Origin of the sequence: Vibrio sp. 2096, from assembly GCF_033339595.1 — a bacterium.
Taxonomy (GTDB): domain Bacteria; phylum Pseudomonadota; class Gammaproteobacteria; order Enterobacterales; family Vibrionaceae; genus Vibrio; species Vibrio alginolyticus.
Genome location: NZ_JAWOUX010000002.1, coordinates 426,574 through 450,351, shown reverse-complemented (window position 1 = coordinate 450,351; position 23,778 = coordinate 426,574). Strand labels below are relative to the sequence as shown.

Below are 23,778 nucleotides of genomic sequence, written 5' to 3'. Positions count from 1 at the left end.
AATTACAGACACAAAAAGCCCACCAAAAGGTGGGCTTTTTCTAAAATTTGGTGGGTCCGGGCGAACTCGAATCGCCGACCCCTACCATGTCAAGGTAGTACTCTAACCAACTGAGCTACGGACCCAAATTTTGTGTTCCTAACCATTCAATTCAGAATGGTGCGTCCGAGTGGACTCGAACCACCGACCCCCGCCATGTCAAGGCGATACTCTAACCAGCTGAGCTACGGACGCATTTCTCTGGAACGACGAGGATATTAGCTATAAGCGAACGACGGTGCAAGCACAAATTTACCAACTTTGAACCGTTTGGCGAAAATGTAAACTCAACACGCGTTTTCAGATGATTTTATCGACAAGGACTGAGCCTGCAGGGTTTAAAAGTGTGATCTATATAACTTTTATTATCTCACTTAATTGTCGTAAGGCACTTCACTGAGCATCCAAATCTGTAAGGTTTGCGATACCTTAGGGCAAGTGCCGAACAAAATCTGATATTTAGGTTTAAATGGTTCGCCGATATAGGTTGTACGAATCAACTCTCCTGTTTTGACGTCCACTTGAGTGCTCACCCTGCCTTTGAAGTTTTGAAATATGACAAACTGCTCACTGTGGTAAACCATTTGCTCTCGGTAAAACAAGAAATGATCTTGGGGTGTCTCTGTCAATTCACACTCCAGTGGTTTCAAATTAGGTATCGCACTAACATTAGATGCGATGAACAATGCTGACAAAATCCATCCGTATCGCATATGGCTGCCCTATTCTGCACTCTTTTTCAAAGTATAGGTCTTGCCTTGAGGACAGATACAAAAAAGGCTTTGATCATCTCTAATCAAAGCCCCTTATTTCTGCAGGTTAATTGTCGTGTTTAGTCGTCCGCCTCAAACACAACGTTATAATTTTCGGTGTATGTACAATTCGGCTGACGGCTACAAGTAAAGAAACGTCTCCCTTTGAACTCACCTTGGCTTGCGGTTTTAATGATCATCGGACTGCCGCATTTTTTGCAAAAGCGCACTTCTTTATCGGGCTCAATCAAATCAATGTGTGCCGCAAGCAAACGACGTAATCGCCCAACTTGATAACTGTGCTTTATCGAAGCGCCGATTAAAGGCAGGTTGGCCGTCTTACAAACATGAATCAATAACTTTTGTCTTTCTATCTTACCCTTGTTTAGCTCCTGCCCATTATCCAATTCAACGATAACGCGCGGCTCTAGTGTCCTTGGGTCACAAATAACGTAATCAAAATAGCTTCGAGATATACGATTGTTCGCGACAAAAAACTGCTTCTTATTTTTGATTTCTTTTGGCGTAACCAAACTGGACATGTTTACTTTCGCGAATACTACGGCATGCTCCCCGACCGCCGCTCTTAACGCATTAAAGAACGCACCCTCTTGACCTCTGAGCAGAGGGCCTTTCGAGCGATAAGGATAATCACGCGTGTCATCGTGCTTAATCACGTACTTTTGAATAACAAAGAAGAATAAAACCAGAAGAACAACAATGATAAAAATGTTGGTCATAAATAAAGTGCATCCAAAACAACTCGTTGCTCAAAGCGTAAATGGAAATGTTATGCAGAGCAACAAAACCTCGCAATTTTGAGGCGCCACGACGATAGCGAGAAACAGAAAATTTTGCTCACCAATAAAAACGAGCCAATCACACACTTGGATTGGCTCGTTTAAATTTTGTTAATACATTATGTATGCTAAGAATCAACTATTAGCGTCTGGCTGATTCTCTGGCATCGCATCAATAAAAGCTGGCAGTTGATTGCATGACTGCACAACAGCGTTAATGGTTGGATAAAGAGAGGTATCTACACCAAAGCGTTGTGCGTTATAAAATTGTGGTACCAGACAAATATCGACAATAGATGGCGAGCTTGTCAGGCTAAACTTGCAATCACCATTTAGTTTACGATGCTTCTGAAGTTTCTCTTCTAATGCTGTAAAACCTTTGTGGATCCAGTGATGAATCCAAACGACTTTGCGCTCTGGCTCGCAAGCTAACTCCCCCTCTAAATACTGTAGAACTCTTAAGTTATTCAGGGGATGAATCTCCATTGCAATATCCTGAGCCAAAGCTAGCGCTTGGTATCGAAGCGGCGTTTGCTCGGGGATCACAGTGACATCCGGGTAGTGTTCTTCTAAGTATTGAATGATCGCCAGTGACTGGGTTAACTGAACCTCCCCATCCACCAGCAAAGGAACCAGTTCAGAAGCGTTTAACTCATGGTACTCGTCACTATGTTGTTCGCCACCATTGCGCACCAAGTGTACCGATTTTGAATCATACGATAACTCTTTAAGATTCAAGCAAATACGCACACGATACGCCGCCGATGATCGCCAGTATCCGTATAAAATCATGCTATCGCTCATATCGTCTCCCAACCAGCACTATTAGTGCTTGAGATATTGGCTAACTTGTTGGTCAATCGAACCGAATATGTTGTTGCCATCCGCATCGAACATTTCCAATCTGATTGAATCTCCAAACGACATAAAGTTAGTCGACGGCTTACCATCACGAATGGTTTCAATCATGCGAACTTCCGCGATACATGAATAACCAACACCACCCTCCTCAATCGAAGTGCCATGTTCGGTGCCTTGCTTATTAGATACCGTGCCAGAACCTATAATTGCCCCAGCAGATAGCGGGCGCGTTTTAGTCGCATGAACAATTAAGTCTGCAAAATCAAACGTCATATCGATACCCGCATTTGGGCGACCAAACGGCTTGTGGTTGTAGGTCGAGAGCAATGGTAAATGCACTTTGTTTTCGTACCACGCTTCGCCGAGTTCGTCAGGTGTTACTGCCACAGGAGAAAACGCAGAAGAAGGTTTAGATTGGAAAAAACCAAACCCTTTAGCTAACTCTGCCGGAATTAGGCCACGTAGTGAGACATCATTCACCAGCATGATCAAACGAATCGACTCCTGAGCCTCTGCAACACTCGCGCCCATTGGTACGTCACCAGTTACCACAGCAACTTCACCTTCGAAATCAATACCCCATTCATCACTCGCAAACTCGATGTTGTCACAAGGACCAATAAAGGCATCAGAGCCTCCTTGGTACATCAACGGATCCGTCCAAAAACTCTCTGGCATTTCAGCGCCGCGAGCTTTTCGAACCAACTCAACGTGGTTTACGTAAGCACTGCCATCAGCCCACTGATAAGCGCGAGGAAGCGGCGACTCACAGTAGTGCGCTTCAAACTCTTCATACCCTGCAACCGTGCCATTGTTCAGTGCAACGTATAGCTCTTCAAGTTGTGGTGCTAGCGTATCCCAGTTATCAAGCGCCACCTGCATCGTCGGAGCTAAGTTCATGGGGTGGAAAATTTCTGTCGCAGGTACGCAGCGCGTTAAGTCTTTGCTCACGACCATCAACAAACCGTCACGAGTGCCATTTTTCTTGGTTGCTAATTTCATCCTTGCCTCTTACTTCTCTTGCCAGCTATAGACGTATTCTTTGTTTTCTACTTTTTCCAGCTCATCCGCAAACTGAAGTGCGTGACGCGTATCGATCATGACCGCAACTTCGTCGGTGAAAGTCTTCTTGTGCTCTCGCCCTGCTTTGAATGCTTTCGGGTGAGGGCCATGTGTAAATCCTGCTGGATGGAATGTCACCATACCTGCTTCAATGTTGTCACGGCTGAAGAAATCACCTGCATGGTAGAACAAGACTTCGTCATAATCGTCATTGTTGTGGTAGAACGGTACTTTGAGCGCTCCAGGATCACTTTCAATTGGACGAGGAACGAAGGTACACACCACAAATCCTGCTCCTACAAATGTAGTATGTGCAGAAGGCGGTAAATGGTAACGATGTGACATAAGTGGACGAATATCACGCCAGTTCACTTTTACTACCGCCAAATCACCATGCCAGCCAATCGCATCCAACGGGTTGAATGGGTAAGTGATAACACTGACTTTATCGTGGCGTTTCACCTGAACCTGTGTTTGATTCTCAGAATATTGAGCACGGAACTGATCGTTGATCGACGGCGTTTCTAAAACCGCCGGATCAAACACCGCGTGGTTTCCAACCATGCCTTTTTCGGGCAATGTATAAGCCGCATCGGTGTTTTCAATCATCAGAATGAACATCGGCTCGCTTGGTTCTAAACGCCAGCTCGTTGAGCGCGGGATCATGACATAATCCCCTTCGCTCACTTTCAAATGACCATAATCACAGTAGAGATCTGCCGTACCTTGGTGGATGAATAGCAGTTCGTCGCCATCTGCATTTCTCACCAAGAAGTCCATTTTTTCATCCATACGCCAAACACGAACTTTACAATTCGCGTTGTGTAATAGATGCGGCACTGCCCAAGGGGTAATATGGCTGGCTTTTTCGACTAGATTAAAATCAAACGCTCGTGGACGTAGCTCGCCCTCCCACTCAGACCATCCCGTTGGGGCATGTTGATGATGAAAATGTGTTGCGGGGCCGAAGAAGCCACTTCGACCTGCCTCACGTTCATAAATTGCCTCTTCCGGGAAGTCAGCATGTGCTTGTTTAGAGCACACTCCCTCCCGATGAGGGAATGTGATCCATTTATGCATCGCTCAATACTCCTCGGCGAATTTGGTCTTCTTCTATCGATTCAAACAACGCTTTGAAGTTACCCTCGCCAAAGCCTTCATTGCCTTTACGTTGGATGATTTCGAAGAACACAGGGCCGATAACGGTTTGAGTAAAGATTTGTAGCAAGATGCCATCTTTCGTTGGCGCACCATCAATAAGAATCTGCAAATCACGAAGCTTGCTTACATCTTCACCGTGACCTTCAACACGCTGATCGACTTTCTCGTAATAAGTATCTGGCGTTGGCATAAAGTCCATGCCTCGCTCACGCAAGGTTTTGACCGTTTCGTAGATGTCGTCAGTGGTCAATGCGATGTGTTGAATACCTTCGCCATTGTATTCACGGATAAACTCTTCAATCTGTGATTTATCATCTGACGACTCATTGATAGGAATTCGGATTTTGCCGCAAGGTGCGGTCATCGCACGGCTGACAAGACCAGTCAGCTTACCTTCGATATCGAAATAACGAATTTCGCGGAAGTTACCAATGCGCTCATAGAAACCAGACCAGACATCCATGTTGCCTTGCTTAACGTTGTGCGTTAAGTGGTCGATTTCGTAAAGACCAACATTCGCTTTTGATAAACGCTCATCAGCATCATCATAAAAACGAAAATCGACATCATAAATGCTCTGCTTTCCATAACGATCGACAAAATAAAGCAAGCTTTCACCGATGCCATAAATAGCAGGAATGCTTAGCTCCATCGGCCCAATTTCCGTTTTATATTCTTTACCGCCATTCTCTAACGCATGCGCCAGAGCAACGGTGGCGTCTTTCACACGAAATGCCATGCCACAAACCGACGGACCGTGAACTTTGGCGAATCCCTCAGCTTGGCTATGCGGCTGCGCATTCACAATAAAGCTAATGTCACCTTGTCGATATAACCACGCTTCTTTTGAGCGATGCTTTGCAATCTCCGCAAAACCTAACGATATAAACAGATCTTTAAGCTGTTGAATGCCTTTGTTGTCAGCAGCGGTATATTCAACAAACTCAAATCCGTCTGTTCCTAGTGGGTTATATGCATCAACCATGACTTTCTCCTTGTCTCAGTAGCTTTTGTTTGGACTTATTTTTCTAACTTGGCGCAGGTCTTGAGAAATTGGAATACGTGGGGAGAAATCTTTATCTTGGCGATTTTTACGCATAATTGTAAAATATATGTTACACGCAGAGAGCGCATCGAACCCACTTTCGTAAACATCAAACAAACTGCTTATTTTCAATATATTAGATTGATATTTTCGGCTTTACGCCACCACACAAAATGTAAACAAGTTGTTACTTTGGCATTTTATCTTGGCAACGTAGCTCAAAAAGCAAAAGGGGATGGAAAGTCTATTGCACCCTATCTCTATCCGATTTATTCATTTGATCCTGCAAAACATCAAAAGTAATGTTTCGTGACGCTTCATACAGTTCGAAAGGCTCATCGGTCAGAATCGTGTCATGGATACCCCTTTATTGATTCACCTCAGTTTTATTCAAAAGTAACTGTGCCATAAGTGGTGCTCTGTTCCCTATCGAGCCGAGCCACAAGGCTTCACGCTCGATCAGAAAAAGAGACATCTAATGACACACATCAATCAAGAACGCTTAGTTGAACACTTTTGCCAACTAGTACGTATCGACAGCGAATCAAAAAACGAAAAACAAATTGCAGAAACACTGGCAGAACAGCTAGGCGAGCTAGGCTTTACCGTACGCAAACTTCCAGTACCTGAGCACATTTCTAACGGTTTTAACGTGTACGCCCGTTTAGACGGCAAAAAAGACGGCTCTATTCTAATGAGCTGTCATATGGATACGGTCACTCCAGGTATTGGCATTGAGCCAATCATCGAAGACGGCATTATCCGTTCAAAAGGCAATACGATTCTCGGTGGCGATGATAAATCTGGTATTGCTGCCATCATGGAAGCCGTTCGTTGTATTCAAGCGGAAAACCGTGAGCACAAAACGTTAGAACTTGCTTTCACCGTGTATGAAGAAGGCGGTTTATTCGGTTCACAATACTTCGATATGTCACACGTCACTTCAACGGAAGCAATCGTGTTAGATACGGGTGGCCCTATTGGCACCATTGTGACCGCAGCCCCAGGCCAGCAAAAGATCATGGCAAAAATCAAAGGTCGACCAGCACACGCTGGGCTTGCGCCAGAAGAAGGCATCAGTGCGATCATGGTGGCGGCAGATGCCATCAACCAAATGAAGCTGCTTCGCATCGACGAAGAAACGACAGCCAACATCGGTATGGTTAACGGCGGTCAGGCCACAAACATTGTTATGCCTGAATTAAAAATCGTGGCAGAAGCACGCTCCCTGAATGGCGATAAGCTAGATGCTCAGGTCAATCATATGATCTCAACATTAGAGTCTGTCTGTGAAAAACACGGTGCAGAAGTCGAAATTGAATCTAGCCGAGCCTACGACGCTTTTGTTATTGAAGAAAACCACCCACACGTAAACGCTATAAAAGCAGCGTTTTCAGAGTTGGGAATTGACGCCTTCACAAAAGGCACTGGCGGCGGTAGCGATGCCAACAACTTTAACAAGAAAGGTCTCACAACGGTCAACCTTTCAACTGGCATGGCAAAAGTACACACGACAGAAGAGTTTATCGCGGTAAGTGATATGGTCAAAATCACTGAGTTCGTGAAACATTTCCTAGTCAGTTAACGTCATGCCTTTTGAAGAGCAGACTGACTATCTTCCCCTTCTAGCCGGTGCTTGAAGGGGATTTTAATTTGTATCGAAGCAAAATTACTTCCCGTCATGCCAACTTGATATCAGATCTTCAAAGAAATTCCCCTAGCTCACTTTTTGAGACTAGACAGCTCAACACCTGACACCCTGTTACAGTAATGTTAAAACTCGATTGTGTAGACAATTTATACAATATACATTTTTGACATCTTTCAGGATGAAAAGAGTGAGACAAGGATGAAATTACCTAAGTTGCTTTTATTAGCGTCGATGATGAGTCCAATACTGGCAACATCAAGCTATGCCGCACCGTATCCCGCAGGTGTGACCCTCGATGAGATACAAGAAATTACGCTAAACAATGGAGCTGAAGTTACTTCTATTGACCCAGCCAAGCAAGCCGCAGAGCCCGCTTTTAATCTCGGTCGAGACCTGTTTGAAGGTCTGGTCATTCAAGATAAGCAAGGTAAAACCATTCCTGGTGTTGCTGAGTCTTGGTCAGTCAATGACAACAATACGGTTTATACCTTCCACTTACGTGATGCAAAATGGTCAAATGGCGAAACGGTCACTGCACAAGATTTTGTCTACAGCTGGCAACGCTTACTGAATCCAAGCACTGCTTCACCCTACGCTTGGTTTGCGGCCATTCCAAATATCGAAAACTCGCAAGCGATTATGAAGGGCGACGCCGCACCCGAGTCTTTGGGCGTGAAGGCACTGGATGAAAAAACGTTCCAGGTAACACTAGAAGAGCCTATTCCCTTCTTTACGAAACTATTAAGTCATCCAGTGCTTGCCCCCGTTCATAAAGCGACCATTGAAAAACATGGCAACCGTTGGACCCAGCCAGAACATATAGTTACAAATGGTGCGTTTACTGTCTCTGAATGGAAAGTTAACGAAAAACTGGTGATGGTTAAAAATCCACATTATTGGGACGCAAGCAATGTAGTGCTGGAAAAAGTCACCTGGCTACCAATTGGTGATGCAAACGTAGTGCTAAACCGCTACCTAGCTGGTGAGATAGACCAAGCGGTTTCCATTCCTGCCGCTCAGAAGAAAAAGTTAATTCAACAACGCCCACAAGAAGTGGCAAGCACCAGTGCGTCTCTTGGCTCCACATTCTATTACCTCAACACTCAACAAGGGCCAACAAAAGACGTGCGGGTTCGTAAAGCCCTCTCATATGCCATTGACCGTCAACTGTTAACAAGTGCTATTTTGAGAAACGGTGGGGTTCCAATGTATACCCTTGTGCCACCTCAAACAGATGGTTTTAAATCTCACACTCCTGAGTTCGCAACTTGGAACCGCCATAAACGTATCGAAAAAGCGCAGCAATTACTGTCAGAAGCTGGATACGATAAAAGCAATCCGCTTAAGTTAACGTTTACCGTACCAACTTTCTCGATGGACGTAAAAATGGCAACCACCATGGCAGGCATGTGGAAAAGCCGATTGGGTGCGCAAGTCACGATAAAACAGCTAGAACCGAAAGTGTTCTACGCACTTAAAGAGCCGACCGACATTACTCGCGGCGGCTGGACGGCCGACTACAATGAAGCCTCTACATGGTTGGATATCTTCGTTTCTAGTGGCGAGTACAACGATTCTCGTTATAACAACCCGCAATACGACGAGTTAATGGCTCGCTCAAAGACCATGAGCAACCCATCAGAACTGTATTTACAAGCAGAAAGCATGCTGATTGAAGACATGGCCATTATTCCTATTTATCGTCCGGGTAACGATCAATACCTCATCAAGCCTTATGTGGGCGGCTACGAACTGACAAACCCTGAGTCGTCGTACTACCGCAAGAATGTCTATGTGAAAGCCCACTAAAAGCATGTTTTCGGTCTGAGTCGGCAAGTTCAATGTTTACTTGTCGTTCCTCATATCTCTCGGTGGAGAAGGCAACCTGAGCTCAGGCCATTTTTTTATTCATAACCGTTCGAAGTGATTTCGGACGACCAAAGGATGATGGATCATGATTTGGTACATTGTTAAGCGATTAGCTATCGCTATCCCCACGCTTCTATTCATCGCACTCGTATCATTTTGGCTGATGCACATTGCACCAGGGGGGCCATTTGATATGGAACGGCCTATGCCAGAGGTGGTACGTGCGAATATCGAAGCAAAATTCCATTTGGACCAGCCCTTCCTTACTCAGTTTTGGATTTACATTGGTAATTTCATACAAGGAGATCTAGGTCCGAGCTTCGTTTATCAAGACTTCAGTGTTACACAGCTCGTCGCACAATCATGGCCAGTTTCAGCAGTATTAGGCGTACTCTCCTTTTGTATTTCCGTTCCACTTGGCATGTCGCTTGGCACCATTGCGGCATTGAACCGAAATAGCCGCCTAGATTACGGCCTGATGACACTTTCGATGACTGGAGTTGTAGTTCCGGCTTTCGTGCTTGCTCCAGTTTTAGTCATGATCTTCGCTATTCAGCTCGACTGGTTCCCTGCTGGTGGTTGGGAAGGGGGAAAACTGGCTTTCCTTGTTCTTCCCGTGCTCAGCCTGGCGATTGGCTCCATTGCGAGTATTGCACGCGTCATGCGTGGCGCAATGATTGAAACACTCAACCAACCATACATTCGAACGGCAAAGGCCAAAGGTTTGTCCACAAACTACATTTTATTCCATCACGCTTTGCGACCATCCCTGATTCCCGTCGTTGCGATGCTCGGCCCTGCGTTTGTGTCTGTCGTGACAGGCTCGGTAATTATCGACATTTTCTTTGGTACAGGTGGCATGGGACAACACTTTGTGTCTGGGGCTCTCAACCGCGACTACGGCCTAGTAATGGGCATTACTCTGATTGTCGCTTCACTCACTATCTTCTTTAACTTTGTGGTCGACTTGCTATATACGATTATCGACCCTCGTATACGCGTTTAGGAGTCCGGCATGTTAACGATCAAAAAACTGGATACACAAGCTCTTCAAGATCAAGTCGTCGACAATATTGAAGCCGTCGAAGGTCGCAGTCTTTGGCAGGATGCATGGACTCGATTTCGTAAAAACAGAGCCGCGATGACATCAGTGTATGTTTTGGCGTTCATTACCTTATGCATCACCTTCGGCCCCTCTCTTGCCGCTTTTGGCCATGATGAAATTGACTGGGAAGTGCTCATCGATCCATACGAGCTAGGGAAACCTTCACTGAGCAGTGGCCATTACTTTGGTACCGATGATCTCGGGCAAGATGTCTTCGCTCGCACGATGCAAGGTGGCAGGCTCTCTATTTTGGTAGGTTTTGTTGGCGCCTTAGTCGCCGTTGTTATTGGTACGATTTGGGGAAGTATTTCCGGCTATCTTGGCGGCGTTGTCGATAGCGTAATGATGCGCATTATTGAGGTGCTCGATTCGGTGCCATTTATGTTTATGGTTATCCTGTTTGTTACCCTTTTTGGCAACAACATCTACCTGATTTTTATCGTGATCGGAATGGTATCTTGGCTGGGCATTGCCCGTGTTGTACGTGGTGTCACCTTCGGTCTAAAAAAGCGAGAGTTCATCGAAGCCGCACACTCTATTGGGGTTTCTAAATTGACAATTGTCCGACGCCATGTTCTGCCTAATGTGCTTGGGATCGTGATGGTTTATTCCTCCTTAATGGTACCAGGATTCATTATGTTCGAATCGTTTTTGAGCTTCTTAGGGCTTGGTGTTCAACCACCAGACACGAGCTGGGGAATCCTAATTTCCGAAGGCGCAAAAACGATTGACGTTGCATTGTGGATGCTGCTTTTTCCCTCTCTGTTTTTAGTTGCCACCCTCTTTTGTTTTAACTTCATCGGCGATGGCTTGCGTGATGCTCTTGACCCGAAAGACCGATAAGGACAAACCCATGCTATCTATTGAAAACATGAACGTGCGCTTCGATACGCCAGATGGGCAAGTGCAAGCGGTCAGTAATCTCTCCTACTCGATTAAAGCGGGCGAAACTCTTGGGATTGTTGGGGAATCAGGTTCGGGAAAAAGCCAGTCTGTTTTCGCATTAATGGGGTTAACCGCGGATAACGGCGCCGTGTCTGGAAGCGCAATGTTCCACGGTGATGATTTACTCGCGATGTCTAAAAAGCAGCTCAACCGCATCCGTGCAGAGAAAATCGGAATGATCTTTCAAGATCCGATGACGTCACTCAACCCATTTATGAAAATTGGCAAACAGCTTTGTGAAGTTCTCATGATTCATAAAGGAATGACCCGAAAACAAGCAAAAATTGAATCGATTCACATGTTGGATGCGGTGCGTATTCCCTCTCCCGAAACTAGGATGAATCAATACCCTCACGAATTATCTGGCGGAATGCGTCAGCGAATCATGATAGCGATGGCCTTGTTGTGTAAGCCCGAGTTGTTAATTGCAGACGAACCAACCACCGCGTTAGATGTAACCGTTCAAGCTCAAATTTTGACGCTATTACGAGACTTACAACAAGAGTTCAATACGGCTATTTTACTGATCACTCACGATATGGGCGTCGTCGCCGAGATGTGTGATCGCGTATTGGTCATGTATGGTGGTCAAAAAATGGAGCAATCAGATACCGAGACATTGTTCGCTCAACCTGCGCACCCCTACACTCAAGGCCTGCTAAAGGCGATTCCTTCCATCACTGAAGATATGCCGCGTTTACCAACCATCCCAGGTAACCCACCAAGTGCGTTGATTAACCATCAAGGGTGTCCGTTTAAAGAGCGGTGCGAGCATCGAGAGACGCGTTGCCAATACGAAACCCCACGGTTTTCTCCATTAAACACGAGCCAGTCCATTGCCTGTCACGTTAAAGCACCCAGTGTTATCACTCCCATTCAAATAAAAGCTTAAGGAGGCGTTATGAATAAAAAAGAAGTCCTCATGTCTGCTCGTGATTTAAACGTCCACTTTCCTGTTTCACGTCATCTTATTCCAAGTCGACGTAAAATCGTGAAAGCGGTCAATGGTATCGACTTAGATGTTTACCGAGGTGAGACACTTGGCATTGTGGGGGAATCAGGCTGCGGAAAATCAACACTTGCTCGCGCCTTACTTCGCTTAATTGAACCTACACATGGCGAGTTGACTTGGAAAGGTCAAGACATGCTCGGGTTTAGTAAAAAAGAGCTTTCCTCTCGACGCAGAGAATTTCAGATGGTGTTTCAAGACCCATCCGCTTGTTTGAATCCGAGGTTAACCATCTCAGAATGCATCGCCGAACCACTGCTCACCCACGAGCCAAAGCTTAAACGGGCAGAGGTAGAAAAGCGTGTCATCGCTATGATGGATAAAGTGGGTCTCTTGGCGAGCCAGCGAAACCGCTATCCACATGAATTTTCCGGAGGTCAATGCCAGCGTGTGGGCATTGCCAGAGCATTAATCCTCAATCCAGATTTGGTCGTGTGTGATGAACCCGTTAGTGCACTAGATGTCTCCATACAAGCTCAGGTCATCAATCTTCTAGATGATCTTAAACAAGAAATGGGGTTAACACTGGTGATGATTGCGCATGACTTAAGCGTGGTGCGCCATATCAGCGACCGCGTTATGGTGATGTATCTTGGTAAACCTATGGAAGTAGGACGTTACGATCAAGTATTTGATGATGCTCAACACCCCTACACCAAAGCACTGTTATCTGCTGTCCCGATAGCTAATCCGCAATTAGCACGTGACCGTGAAATACAACTATTGCCCGGCGATCTTCCTTCTCCACTTAACCCACCGAGCGGTTGCGTTTTTCGTACTCGATGCCCAGAAGCAACAGAAGTATGCGGGCAACAGAACCCAATAAAAACAGGCTCGGAGCAGCATCATATCTATTGCTCAAATATGACTTTAGGAACCATTTAATGAACAATACTAACTCAGTAAACCAACGCCTTACGTTATTGCGTGAGGCAATGTCCTTTCACAACGTGTCTGCATATATCGTGACCAACAATGACCCACATAACAGTGAATACTCAGCGGATCATTGGTTAGCGCGAAGCTGGATTTCAGGTTTTACCGGCTCAGCAGGCGATGTCGTCATTACCCAACAAGGTGGTGGCCTGTGGACTGATGGTCGTTACTATATTCAAGCTGAAGAACAGTTACACGGCACAGGACTTGAACTGTTTAAAGCCAAACAACCAGAAACGCCGACAGTTGCCAAATGGCTGGCTACCACGCTACCAGAAAACAGTATTATCGCGGTTGACGGGCGCGCCATCAGTTACGCTTTTTATCAAGGCCTCAAACAAACCTTTGAAGCGAAAAACATTAAGATCATTCTCGACCTGGATTTACTCACACCGATTTGGCTTGAAAGACCACCTCGCCCAAGTGCACCCGTATTCGAGCACCCCACCGCTTTTGCTGGCGTTGACACTGAAAATAAGTTAGCGAGAATCCGTTCTTGGTTAACCGAGAACCAAGTAGATAGCTTATTAGTGTCAACGCTAGATGATGTCATGTGGACAATGAATATTCGAGGTGGTGATACGAATTACTGCCCAGTTTCTGAAGCCTATCTAGTCGTAGAGCAATCACTTGCGACACTGTTTATTGATAAAGCCAAACTGCCTCAAGACGTTGAAAGAGCGCTGACCGATCAGAGTGTACACATTCGCCATTACAACTACGTAAGTCAGTATTTGAATCAGCAATGTGAGGGATTATCGCTCGCTTTTAACCCGACCCACACAGACAGCTTATTGGTGAGTTCGATTGAAGGGAATGTGAATCTAAAGCCAATGGCTTGCCCTGTAACGGCAATGAAGGCCATAAAAAATGCGACCGAGCTAACTAGCCTAGAACAGGCATTAACAGATGATGGTGTGGCAATCGTAAGGTTTATGAACTGGCTCGAAGAGCAAGTTCCAAGCGGACTCGTTACAGAATTGTCTGCTGAGGCACAACTGAATCACTATCGCCGTCAAACCCGACATTATGTGAGTGACAGTTTCCGCACTATCGCAGGCTTCGCAGCTCACGGGGCAAAAATGCATTATGCCGCCGATGAAGAAAGCAATGCGGCAGTCAATGAAAGCAACTTCTTTCTCGTCGATTCTGGTGGCCAATACCTTGGCGGGACAACAGACATCACCCGTACTTTCCACTTCGGGTCACCGACCATTAAGCAGCGCAAAGATTATACCTTGGTGCTCAAAGCGGTCATCCGACTGACTCAGACTCGATTCATGAAAGGCTCTACGGGTGCCAATCTTGATATCATGGCGCGTGGCGTCTTATGGCAACATGGTATTGATTACAAGTGCGGCACTGGACACGGCGTGGGCATTTGCTTGAATGTTCACGAAGGCCCACAAAATTTCTCGCAAAGCCACCACGAGGTTGAACTAAAACCGGGTATGGTCATTACTAATGAGCCAGGCGTTTATCGCGAAGGTGAGTACGGGGTAAGAATAGAGAACATTCTTAAAGTTGTAGAAGTAGAACAAAATGAGTTCGGCACGTTTTACGGTTTTGAGACCATCACTCTTGCTCCAATTGCGACCAACGCCCTTGATTTATCAATGCTAGATCAAGCAGAGCTAGACTGGCTCAATCATTACCATTCACGAGTCTATCAAGCACTTAGCCCTTTTCTTGATACGCAAGATAAAAACTGGCTTCAACGCACAACCCAACTTATTGAGAAATAGGATATCAGCAAGCTTTATAACGTTTTCATTTTCATCTCAAACTCCTTGTTTGCCAGCCTTCGGGCTGGTTTTTTTATAGAGATAACGGCGTGAAAAACAAAAACGCCCCGCAATGTTAGCGAGGCGATCAATTAAATTAAAATGATGCAGTTAAAATGCCCTACTGACGACACTTCTGAGCATCAAAATCAACGACGATGGCGGCATTCTCAAAGTCACCAGAGACTTTAACGTAGCCCCAGTAGTTACTCTGATTTGACAACGTAATACACTCTCCATTACCAATATTATCTGACCACCCGTGAAGATTAGCACCATCCGGCCAACCAGAGTTACTGTATTCAAGCTTTAGGTTGCCCATACCGTTCCCCGTCGTTATCGCCAGATTTGAGCTCTCATTCACCGCTGGCACGCTCAGCCAAATGGTTTGTTGATTTGCCAAGCAAACAGGCTCTCCTGCTGTTAGGCGCCCACCGCTTACTTTACTTTGCACCGCGCAGTCTTGTGGCAATGTGTCATTACCGCCCAACGTTGAGATAACAACACTATGAGTGGCGGTTGCCGTCAAGCCTTCACTGTCTGTCACACTTAGACTGACCGAATACTCCCCTTCACTCCCATATTGGTGCGTCGGCTTGGTTTGTGTACTTGTCGAGCCATCACCGAAGTCCCATAAGACGCTGACGATCTTCCCGTTTGGGTCTGTACTGTTTTCACTGCTAAATGTAATGCTTTCACCGACTTTCCCCTTGTTGTTTGCGGTTATGACTGCATTAGGTGCACCATTTGAGACAAGGGATTGCTGCCACTGCTCAAACTCACTTTGATATAAATTCGCCCATTGGGTGATCGTTGCTTTGTAATTGCTCCAATTCCCTTGGCGTGTTTCCACCAGCATTTGGTTTACGTCATCTTTATGATTTTCAAACATAAAACGTACAGCTAAGTACCCCCAACGATAAATTCGATCGACATCAAACCCATCATAAGTAGTCTCGAAAATCTCACTTAAGGTATATGTCGAGCCGTCTAAAATCGTCTCAAGTGCTGCTTGGTTGTCATTTTCTTGAGCGACATACTCTGCAATGCCTTCACTCCACCACACTATTTTTTCAGTTGGATGACTAAACCCTCCATAGAGATCAAATCGACCATCTAAGTAATGCACGTATTCGTGCTCTAAGTTCCAGACAAAGTGATCCGCGTTCGCATAAGAGGCTTCATAAGCAATAAAGTTGGGAATATTCCCCGGCTGGGAAGGATCGCCTTCCAAGTACATACCGCCATTGTCAGTACTAATATCGAAAATTGGCCCTGCGTACTTACCATAATCGGTGCTTGAATCGAAGATATTGACTTGGAGCTGAGTATTGTGGTCATCTTTTACTGGCTGTTCACCAGTTTCTAATGACTGATGAAAGTAACCCTCTTCGTAACCCATTTTAGAACATGCGGCCGCGTGTTGCTCTTGCGTCATATTCTGGGACAATATTCGAATTGTTGGACTACAAGTATAAGTTTGCGATAGCACTAAGCCTTTTAGCTCAGTTTCGAAATTACAAATTCCGAACTCACTACAATCTGCGTAATATGAGGCAGTGTCCGCCGCCGCAAGCCAAACCGCGTCACCCCGACCATACATTTCATACTGTTCAAAGATTCGACTCAGCTGACTCTTCACAACAGAACTCGCGTTACCCGTATACTTGGTCAAACGCCCGAGCTCTCGCCCCGCATTCGCGGCCATGAACTCATCTTCAGCACCGATTGATGATGCCCTCAGAGCAAAATCGCCTAAAGCTTTGGCAAGGTCCGTTTGGTTGCCAATTATTTGCACAAATTGCTCGTTCCACTGCCCACCAAACAAAATAGTGAAAACACCGTTAACTGCATTGCGCATATACCAGTGCTGGGCGTATTGATCATTCCAACGTGTAAGCCACTGGGTCACTTGCGGTAAGTACGCGTGCTGCAAGCCCGCACTATCCATAGTGATGATGACTTCACTAAGCACTTTGCCGTGACGGTCGCTGTTCTCATAGAAGTTTGCGTTATTAACAAACGCATCCACGGATTCTTTCACCGCTGGGGTAACCCATTCAATAAATGAGATGTTGTCATTGTAAAACTCGGCGTAATAACCCGCGCGCAAGTATAAGAAAAACGTTTCGAGTTCATCGCTCCCGCCACCTGTATACCCCTTCGCCAATGTCGTAGTGCGCTTCGCAATGTTGTACATATGATCGGAGCTAAATACCGACTCCTGAATCCGACTTTCAGCAGAGAATAACTGGTTCACGCACGTCGCGCCCTGACTTAAAATTTCGCTGATCAATTGGTTACTGCTTTCGGTAACCAATGCTTCCAAATCACAAGCAGTGCTCGACTCATCAAGGCTTTCAAGTGACTGTACTCGAGTTGCCTTGGAGGGCTGAATAGGGAGAGTTGCGGTTGGTTGGTATTCAACTCGATTGGATTCAACACCGTGTGTATGAGCCGAATGTGCATGTTGCTCTGTAACTTGAGAAACTGGCTCGCTTAACGCAAATACGCCAGTGCTGGTTAATGTTGTCGCAATCGCGACACTCAAAGTCTTCAGTTCCATCTAATTTCTTCTATATTGAGTTTTCCTTAAATGCATTACGTCTTTTGCATCGCCACTGCCCTTATTACTGCAAGAGCATCTCCATATAATCTACTCGCAAGACAAGATGAAACATTTTGTTAACAACTGAACGTGACGGTGTCAGTTTTTGGTACTCGAGTTGCCGTTGCACGAGCTTGCCAGAAATCGATTTGCTTTAGTAATATTGATCAACTAGTTGTTTATCTTTCCATTCAAATATCTTTTATTGCTCCTCACAAAAGCGATAAAATGGTTTCTTTTCTTTTTGCTAAACAACTCCTATGACCGACGCTGATATTGAGCTACAACATCTTTGGTTAGAAGTCCAAGCCGAACGCTGGCAAAACCTGCCACGCTTTTTATTCAGTTACTACTGCTACAAGCACAACCTTGTCAGTAAAACCAACAAAGTTTGTTGGGAGACGGCACGTGCAAGACTGCCCGCTTCAACATCAATAAAAGAGCGAAAAAAGGCGGTGGTTGAACCGTTAGTCTCTGAGAAAACCGTCGTTGGGTTATTGAAATCCATCAGCAAAGATGGGGAAATGACGTTTAACGTGATGGTAACCACACTTAATGCGTTTTTGCACTATGTTGTGATTAGCAAGGAAGAGAAAGCCCGACTTAAACCAAACATGCCAGCTAGTTGGTATCAGCGATCAAACAAGTCGCCTTTGGCACGTTTCGAGCAGGCTGGCATTAATCTACAGGAGTGACATGTCAGTCATCGCTGATGATAAACACAAAAGACAAGCGCCTACAATGAGGCGCATTTGGTCAAAAATTGAGGAGCACCTAAACAAAAGTGCGTAGCGAGCAACAAAGAAAAAGTTTGGTTATTCTTGAATGCCTCGAATGCGTACATTACGCCTACGTAGAACTTCTAAAGTCACGAGCAAACACACCGACATAAAAATCAGCAACGTAGCGACCGCCAATATAGTCGGACTGATTTGCTCTCGAATTCCTGACCACATCTGCCTAGGAACGGTTTTTTGTTCTGCCCCAGTCAGGAATAACGCCACCACAACCTCGTCGAACGAAGTGCCAAAAGCAAACAAGCCGCCAGAAATCATCCCCGGACGAATCAGAGGAAAGGTAATGTGTCTGAAAGTATAAACAGGGTTTGCTCCTAAGCTAGCCGCCGCTTTTACCAAGCTATGGTCAAAGCCGCTTAACGTCGCAGTAACGGTAATGACGACAAAAGGCGTACCTAACGCAGCGTGTGCCAAAATGACGCCTAAATAAGTTTGTGATAAGCCAAGGCGTGTGTAGAAAAAGTACATCGCAGCAGCAGAGATAATGACTGGTACGATCATGGGCGAGATCAACAGCGCCATAATCGTATTGCGAAAAGGCAAGTTACTACTTGCTAAACCCAACGCCGCCAGAGTTCCCAGCCCTGTTGCAACGAGTGTCGCCATAAAAGCAATGAACGTGCTATTTTTCAGCGCCAACAGCCACTGATCACTAGTAAACATTTCTTGATACCAGCGAGTAGAATACGCTTCCGAATCAAGGTTTAACATCCCCTCGGTAAAAGTAAAGTAAGGCGTTGCATTAAACGATAACGGGATGATGGTCAGAATTGGAGCGATTAAAAAGAACAGCACCAACCCACAAAAAGCTAAGTAACCTGCGTAAGCAACTCGCTCTACTTTTGATGCATAGTTTGGTAATGCCATGGTTATCCTCCTACCTTAAGGTTATTAATACCAACCACACGGTTGAATATATAAAACAGAACCAGTACAACGAACAAAAGCAGTCCACCCAATGCGCCAGCCATCCCCCAGTTCAGTGATGTCTGCATATGATAGGCAATCATATTGGAGATCATCTGTCCGCTTCTTCCACCAACCAAAGCGGGCGTAATGTAGAAGCCAATAGAAAGAATGAAAGTAAGCAAGGCCCCCGCACCTATCCCCGGTAACGTAAGCGGCATATAAACTTTGATGAACGCAATGAAAGGCGTCGCGCCTAGAGAACGAGCGGCACGGAAATAAGTTGGGCTAATTCCTTTCATTACGCTATACAGAGGCAGGATCATAAAAGGCAACAGAATGTGCACCATAGACACCACCGTTCCGAAGGTATTGTGAATCATCTGAATTCGCTCAGAAGTAAAACCCGACCAAATAAGGAGATCATTAATGACCCCTTGGTTTTGCAGCAGAACAATCCAAGACGTGGTTCTGACTAACAATGATGTCCAAAATGGCAGCAGCACAATAATTAAAAGTAAGTTCGCGCGCTTATCAGGTAAATTGGCAAGCAGGTAAGCAACGGGGTACGCCATCACCAAACAAATTAAGGTGATTGAAATAGACATCCAAAAAGTTTTAAAGAAAAGGTCGACGTATATTTGGCGTTTTTCTGGTTGGGGCTCAATGTCTCCAAACTCATTCACTTGCAAGTCTAGCGCTGCAAGATAGTGACTGAATGTTAATGCGCCACTAAGATTCTTAAACGCCGCCCAATATTTAGGATTAGTCCATCGCTTATCCAGCTTAGCCAACTGTGTCACCGAGCTCGGCAGCGACGTCAAACGAGACAACTTTCTGCCGGTTTTCATGAGTAAACTGCGCATACCAGACTCTTCAATATTCATCCGGTTGGCTATTTTCGGCAGCTCTTTGCTTTGATAAAGCGCAAGTACTTCAACAGAGAATGCCTCAATGACTTCTTGATGAGGCTGACCTTGATAATCCCAACTTTCTAAGGCTTGAATAGTTTGTGGTAGTGACAGGGATATTTCTCGGTTATCCACGCTTCGATAAAGCATGTCGAGGATAGGAAAAGCAAACGTAAGCAGAATAAAACACACCAATGGCGTTGTGAGCATAATGGAGCGAAGCTTTTTTCGGCGCTCGGCCTTTTGCAACTGCGCTTTCAAATTGGTTTCTTGCTCATGAACTTGGCGTTCGATTTCCAATACAGAATCTAATGCGGTTAGCTCTCGACTCATGCTGCTACCTCGCTACTTTGAGTTTGTGTCCCATCAAGAGCATGGCAATCGTCACTTTGCCAACCAATACGACAAATTGAGCCAGGCGTTAACTGCAAGTGTTTACGATTATCGTTAGGTACTTTAACGATGAAGTGACCAACGCTCTCTACTTCGACGACCAGACGATAATGATCACCGTGATAAATCAATTCTCGTAGGACGCCCGAGACTTGGTTCTCACAAGACGCTTTCTCTGGTTGAATAACAATCTTTTCTGGTCGAATGGAAAGTGTTGTTCTCTGCCCTTGCTCAGAGACTCTGACAGGTTTCGCAGTAAATAACTCTTTCCCAACGAGCACTTGGCAATACTTTCCGTTCCACTCTTTGACTAAACCTGAGAGTTGGTTGTTTTCTCCGATAAACTGCGCAACAAACGTATTACTCGGAGATTCATAAAGCTCGGTTGGTGTCGCGAGTTGTTGCACTTCGCCGTGATTAAAAACCGCAATACGGTCGGACATAGTGAGAGCTTCGTCTTGATCGTGCGTCACATACAAAATGGTAATGCCAAGCTTTTCATGCAAATGTTTAATTTCCATCTGCATTTGCTCACGCAGCTGCTTATCTAACGCGCCTAGTGGTTCATCCATCAACACGAGTTTAGGCTCAAACACTAATGCTCGCGCTAACGCAACACGCTGTTGTTGACCACCTGATAACTGCTTCGGGTATCGAGTCGCAACATGCTCAAGCTCGACCATTTCTAATACACTCTGAACTTTGCTTTGAATCGTGTCACTGTCGAGTTTTCGCACCTTTAAAGGAAACGCAAGATTCTCAGCAATGGTCATATGTGGAAACAACGCATAGTTTTGAAACACCATACCAATATCGCGCTTGTGCGGCGCGAGATGATTGACAGGAACGCCATCGATATAAATGTCTCCACCGGTCGCAGTTTCAAAGCCTGCTAGCATCATCAAGCAAGTGGTCTTGCCCGATCCTGACGGCCCCAACATAGTAACGAACTCTCCAGGAGTAATATCTAAGTTGAAGTCTTTCACCACCAAATTCGTGCCATCGTAGGTTTTCTTAACGTGTTGAAAGCTGACATAGTCCTTGTTTTCCGTGCTCATGACTTCCCTCTTCTCATTTTTTGAATATTACGAATGAGTAGAGCGTCAGTTAACGCTCTACTAAACAGCACAATTACAGATTGTATTTGGATAGGTCTAAGCGGGTTTCTAACGCATGTTCAACCATTTGAATGACTTGTTGACGCTCTTCACCTTGTAAGAGTTGGCGTGGCGCACGAACTTGTTCAGAGCCACGTCCGCAGACTTGCTCGGCCAATTTTATGCACTGAACCAGCGTAGGAATGGTGTCTAAACGCAGTAGGGGTAAGAACCAACGGTAGATCTCTAACGCTTCAGCATAACGACCTTGGCTTGCCAGTTTATAAATCGCAACGGACTCTTCTGGGAATGCGTTGGTTAAACCAGAAATCCAGCCGGTCGCACCTAGCATCAATGATTCAAGAGCGATGTCATCAACACCACTGAACACGGTAAAGCGGTCATCAAATTTATTGTAAAGCTCGGTGATACGACGAGTATCAGTGGTCGACTCTTTGATAGCTACAATACTTTCAAACTCAGCCAGTTTCGCCATGATATCGAGGTTTACATCGACACCATAAGCAACCGGGTTGTTGTAAATCATGATTGGCATTTCTGGCGTTGCTTCTGCTAGCGTGCGGTAATATTCGAACGTTTCGCTCTCAGACGTGCGGTAAACCATGGCAGGCATCACCATACAACCATCGATACCAATTTTGTACGCATCCTGCATGTAATCAACAGCTGCTGTGGTAATAGACTCTGCTGTACCAGCAATCAAAGGCACACGGCCATTTACGACTTCTTTTGCCGCTTGCAAAACCTGGCGTTTCTCCTCCGGGTACAACGCGCAGTTCTCACCGACAGTACCCAAGCAGATAATGCCATTCACACCATCTTTAATCTGGTTGTCTATAACGGTTTGCGTTGCGTCTAAGTCAATTGACTGATCTTGACGAAATTGCGTACTGACCGCCGGATAAACACCTTTCCAATCAATTTTCATGAACTACTTTCCTTATATGTATATTGTATGCAATTTAAATGAACGAGCGAAAATGCTCAGACATGGCTATCTATGCCATTTTCTAACAACACCGCCTTTACAGCGGCCAAATCAGCCAAAGCACTGCCAACTGATTTGTATAAAGTAATGACCTCATCGTTTTGACGTCCTGAGATTTGTTGGGCGCAAAGCTGCGGTAATTCCCCTTTGATATCGTCTGAAGTGAACACGCCCTCTTGAATTGGAATGAGAAGATCGCCCGCTTCGGCTAATACATTAATACGGCTATCAACATACACCTGTGCTCGTTGCACTGCTTTAGAGTCGCATTCACGCTTGTCCAAATCATGATTACCGACCAAATCAATATGGGTGCCCTGCAGCACGTCTGCGCCATTAAACAAAGGCTCTGCTGATGCGGTAATACAGCTGATGATGTCAACGTGTTTGATAACGTGGTCCACTTTTTCTACGACTGAAACGCGGAACCGACGCTCATCAGGAAGCGACTGATACTCTGAAGATGACACAATGGCATCTACCGTCGCCTCGGCTTTGTCTGAGTTACGCCCCCAAATATAAACCTGCTTAAGTGGGCGAACCGCAGCGTATGCCCACGCAAAATAAGGCGCAAGATTGCCCGTTCCGCAGATCAACAGACGATCAGCATCGGGACGCGCTAAATAGTCCGCTGCCAACGCAGAAGCTGCGGCGGTGCGCCAAAACGTTAAAACTTTACCGTCCACGAGTGCGAGCGGCTCACCATCGTTTCGTCTAAAAACAAGCAGCTTAGATGCAAGCGTATCTTTGCCTTGCTCAGGGTTATGCGGGAAATACGTAAAGGCTTTCACCGCAATCAACTCCTGGTTCCAAGCTGGAAGTAGCGCAAACGCCTCGTATTCTCCCTCTTCTAAGGGCATGACTCGGCGTTGAGGTATTGTTGCTGGCCGCGAGTACATTTCACGCATCGTTTCAATAAGAGACTTCATTGTTAAACATTGCGCGACTTGCTGTGCTTCGATGACTTTCATCATTTCTCCGAAAACATAAATACAGTTGAGGAAAAGTACGGAACCTCGCTTATGGATGAAAACTCGG

At 45.6% G+C, this 23,778-nt stretch carries 20 protein-coding genes and 2 tRNA genes; 8 read left to right on the top strand and 14 right to left on the bottom strand.

Going from position 1 to position 23,778, the window contains the following annotated elements; genetic code table 11:
• Nucleotides 1–48: 48 nt before the first annotated feature.
• The 8 genes from R7Q41_RS05355 to hppD form a co-directional block, all read right to left on the bottom strand.
• A tRNA-Val gene (locus R7Q41_RS05355) sits at nt 49–125 on the bottom strand.
• A gap of 32 nt (nt 126–157) precedes the next feature.
• Nucleotides 158–234, bottom strand: a tRNA-Val gene (locus tag R7Q41_RS05350).
• Nucleotides 235–413: 179 nt separating this feature from the next.
• On the bottom strand, nt 414–752 hold the full coding sequence (locus R7Q41_RS05345; protein WP_005377830.1) for a hypothetical protein: 339 nt from the start codon (nt 750–752) through the stop codon (nt 414–416).
• 119 nt (nt 753–871) lie between these two features.
• Nucleotides 872–1,531, bottom strand: a complete 660-nt coding sequence (locus R7Q41_RS05340; protein ID WP_318144401.1) for a DUF2726 domain-containing protein — start codon at nt 1,529–1,531, stop codon at nt 872–874.
• Between the two features lie 195 nt (nt 1,532–1,726).
• Nucleotides 1,727–2,395, bottom strand: coding sequence for a maleylacetoacetate isomerase (gene maiA, locus R7Q41_RS05335; protein ID WP_318108023.1), 669 nt, complete (start codon nt 2,393–2,395; stop codon nt 1,727–1,729).
• Nucleotides 2,396–2,416: 21 nt separating this feature from the next.
• The gene (locus R7Q41_RS05330) at nt 2,417–3,454 is read right to left on the bottom strand and encodes a fumarylacetoacetate hydrolase family protein (RefSeq protein ID WP_047100685.1); all 1,038 of its coding nucleotides are present in this window, start codon (nt 3,452–3,454) and stop codon (nt 2,417–2,419) included.
• A gap of 9 nt (nt 3,455–3,463) precedes the next feature.
• Entirely contained in the window at nt 3,464–4,594 is a 1,131-nt protein-coding gene (locus tag R7Q41_RS05325) for a homogentisate 1,2-dioxygenase (RefSeq protein ID WP_054574088.1), read from the bottom strand.
• Nucleotides 4,587–5,660 (bottom strand): 4-hydroxyphenylpyruvate dioxygenase, encoded by a 1,074-nt coding sequence (gene hppD / locus R7Q41_RS05320; protein ID WP_005377835.1) that lies wholly within the window; start codon nt 5,658–5,660, stop codon nt 4,587–4,589. The genes R7Q41_RS05325 and hppD overlap by 8 nt, the downstream gene beginning before the upstream one ends.
• Before the next feature lie 538 nt (nt 5,661–6,198).
• On the opposite strand from hppD, the gene R7Q41_RS05315 reads away from it, so the two are divergent.
• The 7 genes from R7Q41_RS05315 to R7Q41_RS05285 all read left to right on the top strand — a co-directional run bounded on the left by R7Q41_RS05315 (nt 6,199) and on the right by R7Q41_RS05285 (nt 14,980).
• On the top strand, nt 6,199–7,305 hold the full coding sequence (locus R7Q41_RS05315) for a M20/M25/M40 family metallo-hydrolase (protein ID WP_248487548.1): 1,107 nt from the start codon (nt 6,199–6,201) through the stop codon (nt 7,303–7,305).
• Nucleotides 7,306–7,569: 264 nt separating this feature from the next.
• Nucleotides 7,570–9,180, top strand: coding sequence for a peptide ABC transporter substrate-binding protein (locus tag R7Q41_RS05310; protein ID WP_213915741.1), 1,611 nt, complete (start codon nt 7,570–7,572; stop codon nt 9,178–9,180).
• Between the two features lie 145 nt (nt 9,181–9,325).
• Nucleotides 9,326–10,246 carry an oligopeptide ABC transporter permease OppB gene (oppB, locus tag R7Q41_RS05305; protein WP_262644977.1) on the top strand — a complete coding sequence of 307 codons (921 nt, stop codon included), beginning with the start codon at nt 9,326–9,328 and terminating at the stop codon, nt 10,244–10,246.
• 9 nt (nt 10,247–10,255) lie between these two features.
• A complete protein-coding gene (locus tag R7Q41_RS05300) occupies nt 10,256–11,188 on the top strand; it encodes an ABC transporter permease subunit (RefSeq protein WP_005377839.1) in 933 nt (310 codons plus the stop codon).
• A 10-nt stretch (nt 11,189–11,198) separates the two neighbouring features.
• Nucleotides 11,199–12,182: an ABC transporter ATP-binding protein gene (locus R7Q41_RS05295; RefSeq protein WP_017820901.1), complete on the top strand. Its 984-nt coding sequence runs from the start codon at nt 11,199–11,201 to the stop codon at nt 12,180–12,182.
• Between the two features lie 9 nt (nt 12,183–12,191).
• A complete protein-coding gene (locus R7Q41_RS05290; RefSeq protein ID WP_017633963.1) occupies nt 12,192–13,184 on the top strand; it encodes an ABC transporter ATP-binding protein in 993 nt (330 codons plus the stop codon).
• Nucleotides 13,184–14,980: an aminopeptidase P family protein gene (locus R7Q41_RS05285; RefSeq protein WP_017633962.1), complete on the top strand. Its 1,797-nt coding sequence runs from the start codon at nt 13,184–13,186 to the stop codon at nt 14,978–14,980. Before R7Q41_RS05290 ends, R7Q41_RS05285 begins: the two co-directional genes overlap by 1 nt.
• 160 nt (nt 14,981–15,140) lie before the next feature.
• Here R7Q41_RS05285 and R7Q41_RS05280 read toward each other — a convergent pair whose 3' ends face one another.
• Nucleotides 15,141–17,585 (bottom strand): collagenase, encoded by a 2,445-nt coding sequence (locus R7Q41_RS05280; protein WP_318144400.1) that lies wholly within the window; start codon nt 17,583–17,585, stop codon nt 15,141–15,143.
• Nucleotides 17,586–17,887: 302 nt separating this feature from the next.
• Here R7Q41_RS05280 and R7Q41_RS05275 point away from each other — a divergent pair, with 302 nt between their 5' ends.
• Nucleotides 17,888–18,322 (top strand): hypothetical protein, encoded by a 435-nt coding sequence (locus R7Q41_RS05275; RefSeq protein ID WP_318144399.1) that lies wholly within the window; start codon nt 17,888–17,890, stop codon nt 18,320–18,322.
• A gap of 120 nt (nt 18,323–18,442) precedes the next feature.
• Here the strand turns inward: R7Q41_RS05275 and R7Q41_RS05270 are convergent, their stop codons facing one another.
• The 5 genes from R7Q41_RS05270 to R7Q41_RS05250 all read right to left on the bottom strand — a co-directional run bounded on the left by R7Q41_RS05270 (nt 18,443) and on the right by R7Q41_RS05250 (nt 23,711).
• On the bottom strand, nt 18,443–19,291 hold the full coding sequence (locus tag R7Q41_RS05270) for an ABC transporter permease (RefSeq protein WP_025766753.1): 849 nt from the start codon (nt 19,289–19,291) through the stop codon (nt 18,443–18,445).
• Between the two features lie 2 nt (nt 19,292–19,293).
• Nucleotides 19,294–20,574: an ABC transporter permease gene (locus R7Q41_RS05265; protein WP_053350407.1), complete on the bottom strand. Its 1,281-nt coding sequence runs from the start codon at nt 20,572–20,574 to the stop codon at nt 19,294–19,296.
• Nucleotides 20,571–21,692, bottom strand: a complete 1,122-nt coding sequence (locus tag R7Q41_RS05260; RefSeq protein ID WP_005377849.1) for an ABC transporter ATP-binding protein — start codon at nt 21,690–21,692, stop codon at nt 20,571–20,573. Before R7Q41_RS05260 ends, R7Q41_RS05265 begins: the two co-directional genes overlap by 4 nt.
• A 73-nt stretch (nt 21,693–21,765) precedes the next feature.
• On the bottom strand, nt 21,766–22,680 hold the full coding sequence (locus tag R7Q41_RS05255) for a dihydrodipicolinate synthase family protein (protein WP_005377851.1): 915 nt from the start codon (nt 22,678–22,680) through the stop codon (nt 21,766–21,768).
• 56 nt (nt 22,681–22,736) lie between these two features.
• On the bottom strand, nt 22,737–23,711 hold the full coding sequence (locus R7Q41_RS05250; protein ID WP_206949132.1) for an ornithine cyclodeaminase family protein: 975 nt from the start codon (nt 23,709–23,711) through the stop codon (nt 22,737–22,739).
• Nucleotides 23,712–23,778 lie beyond the last annotated feature (67 nt).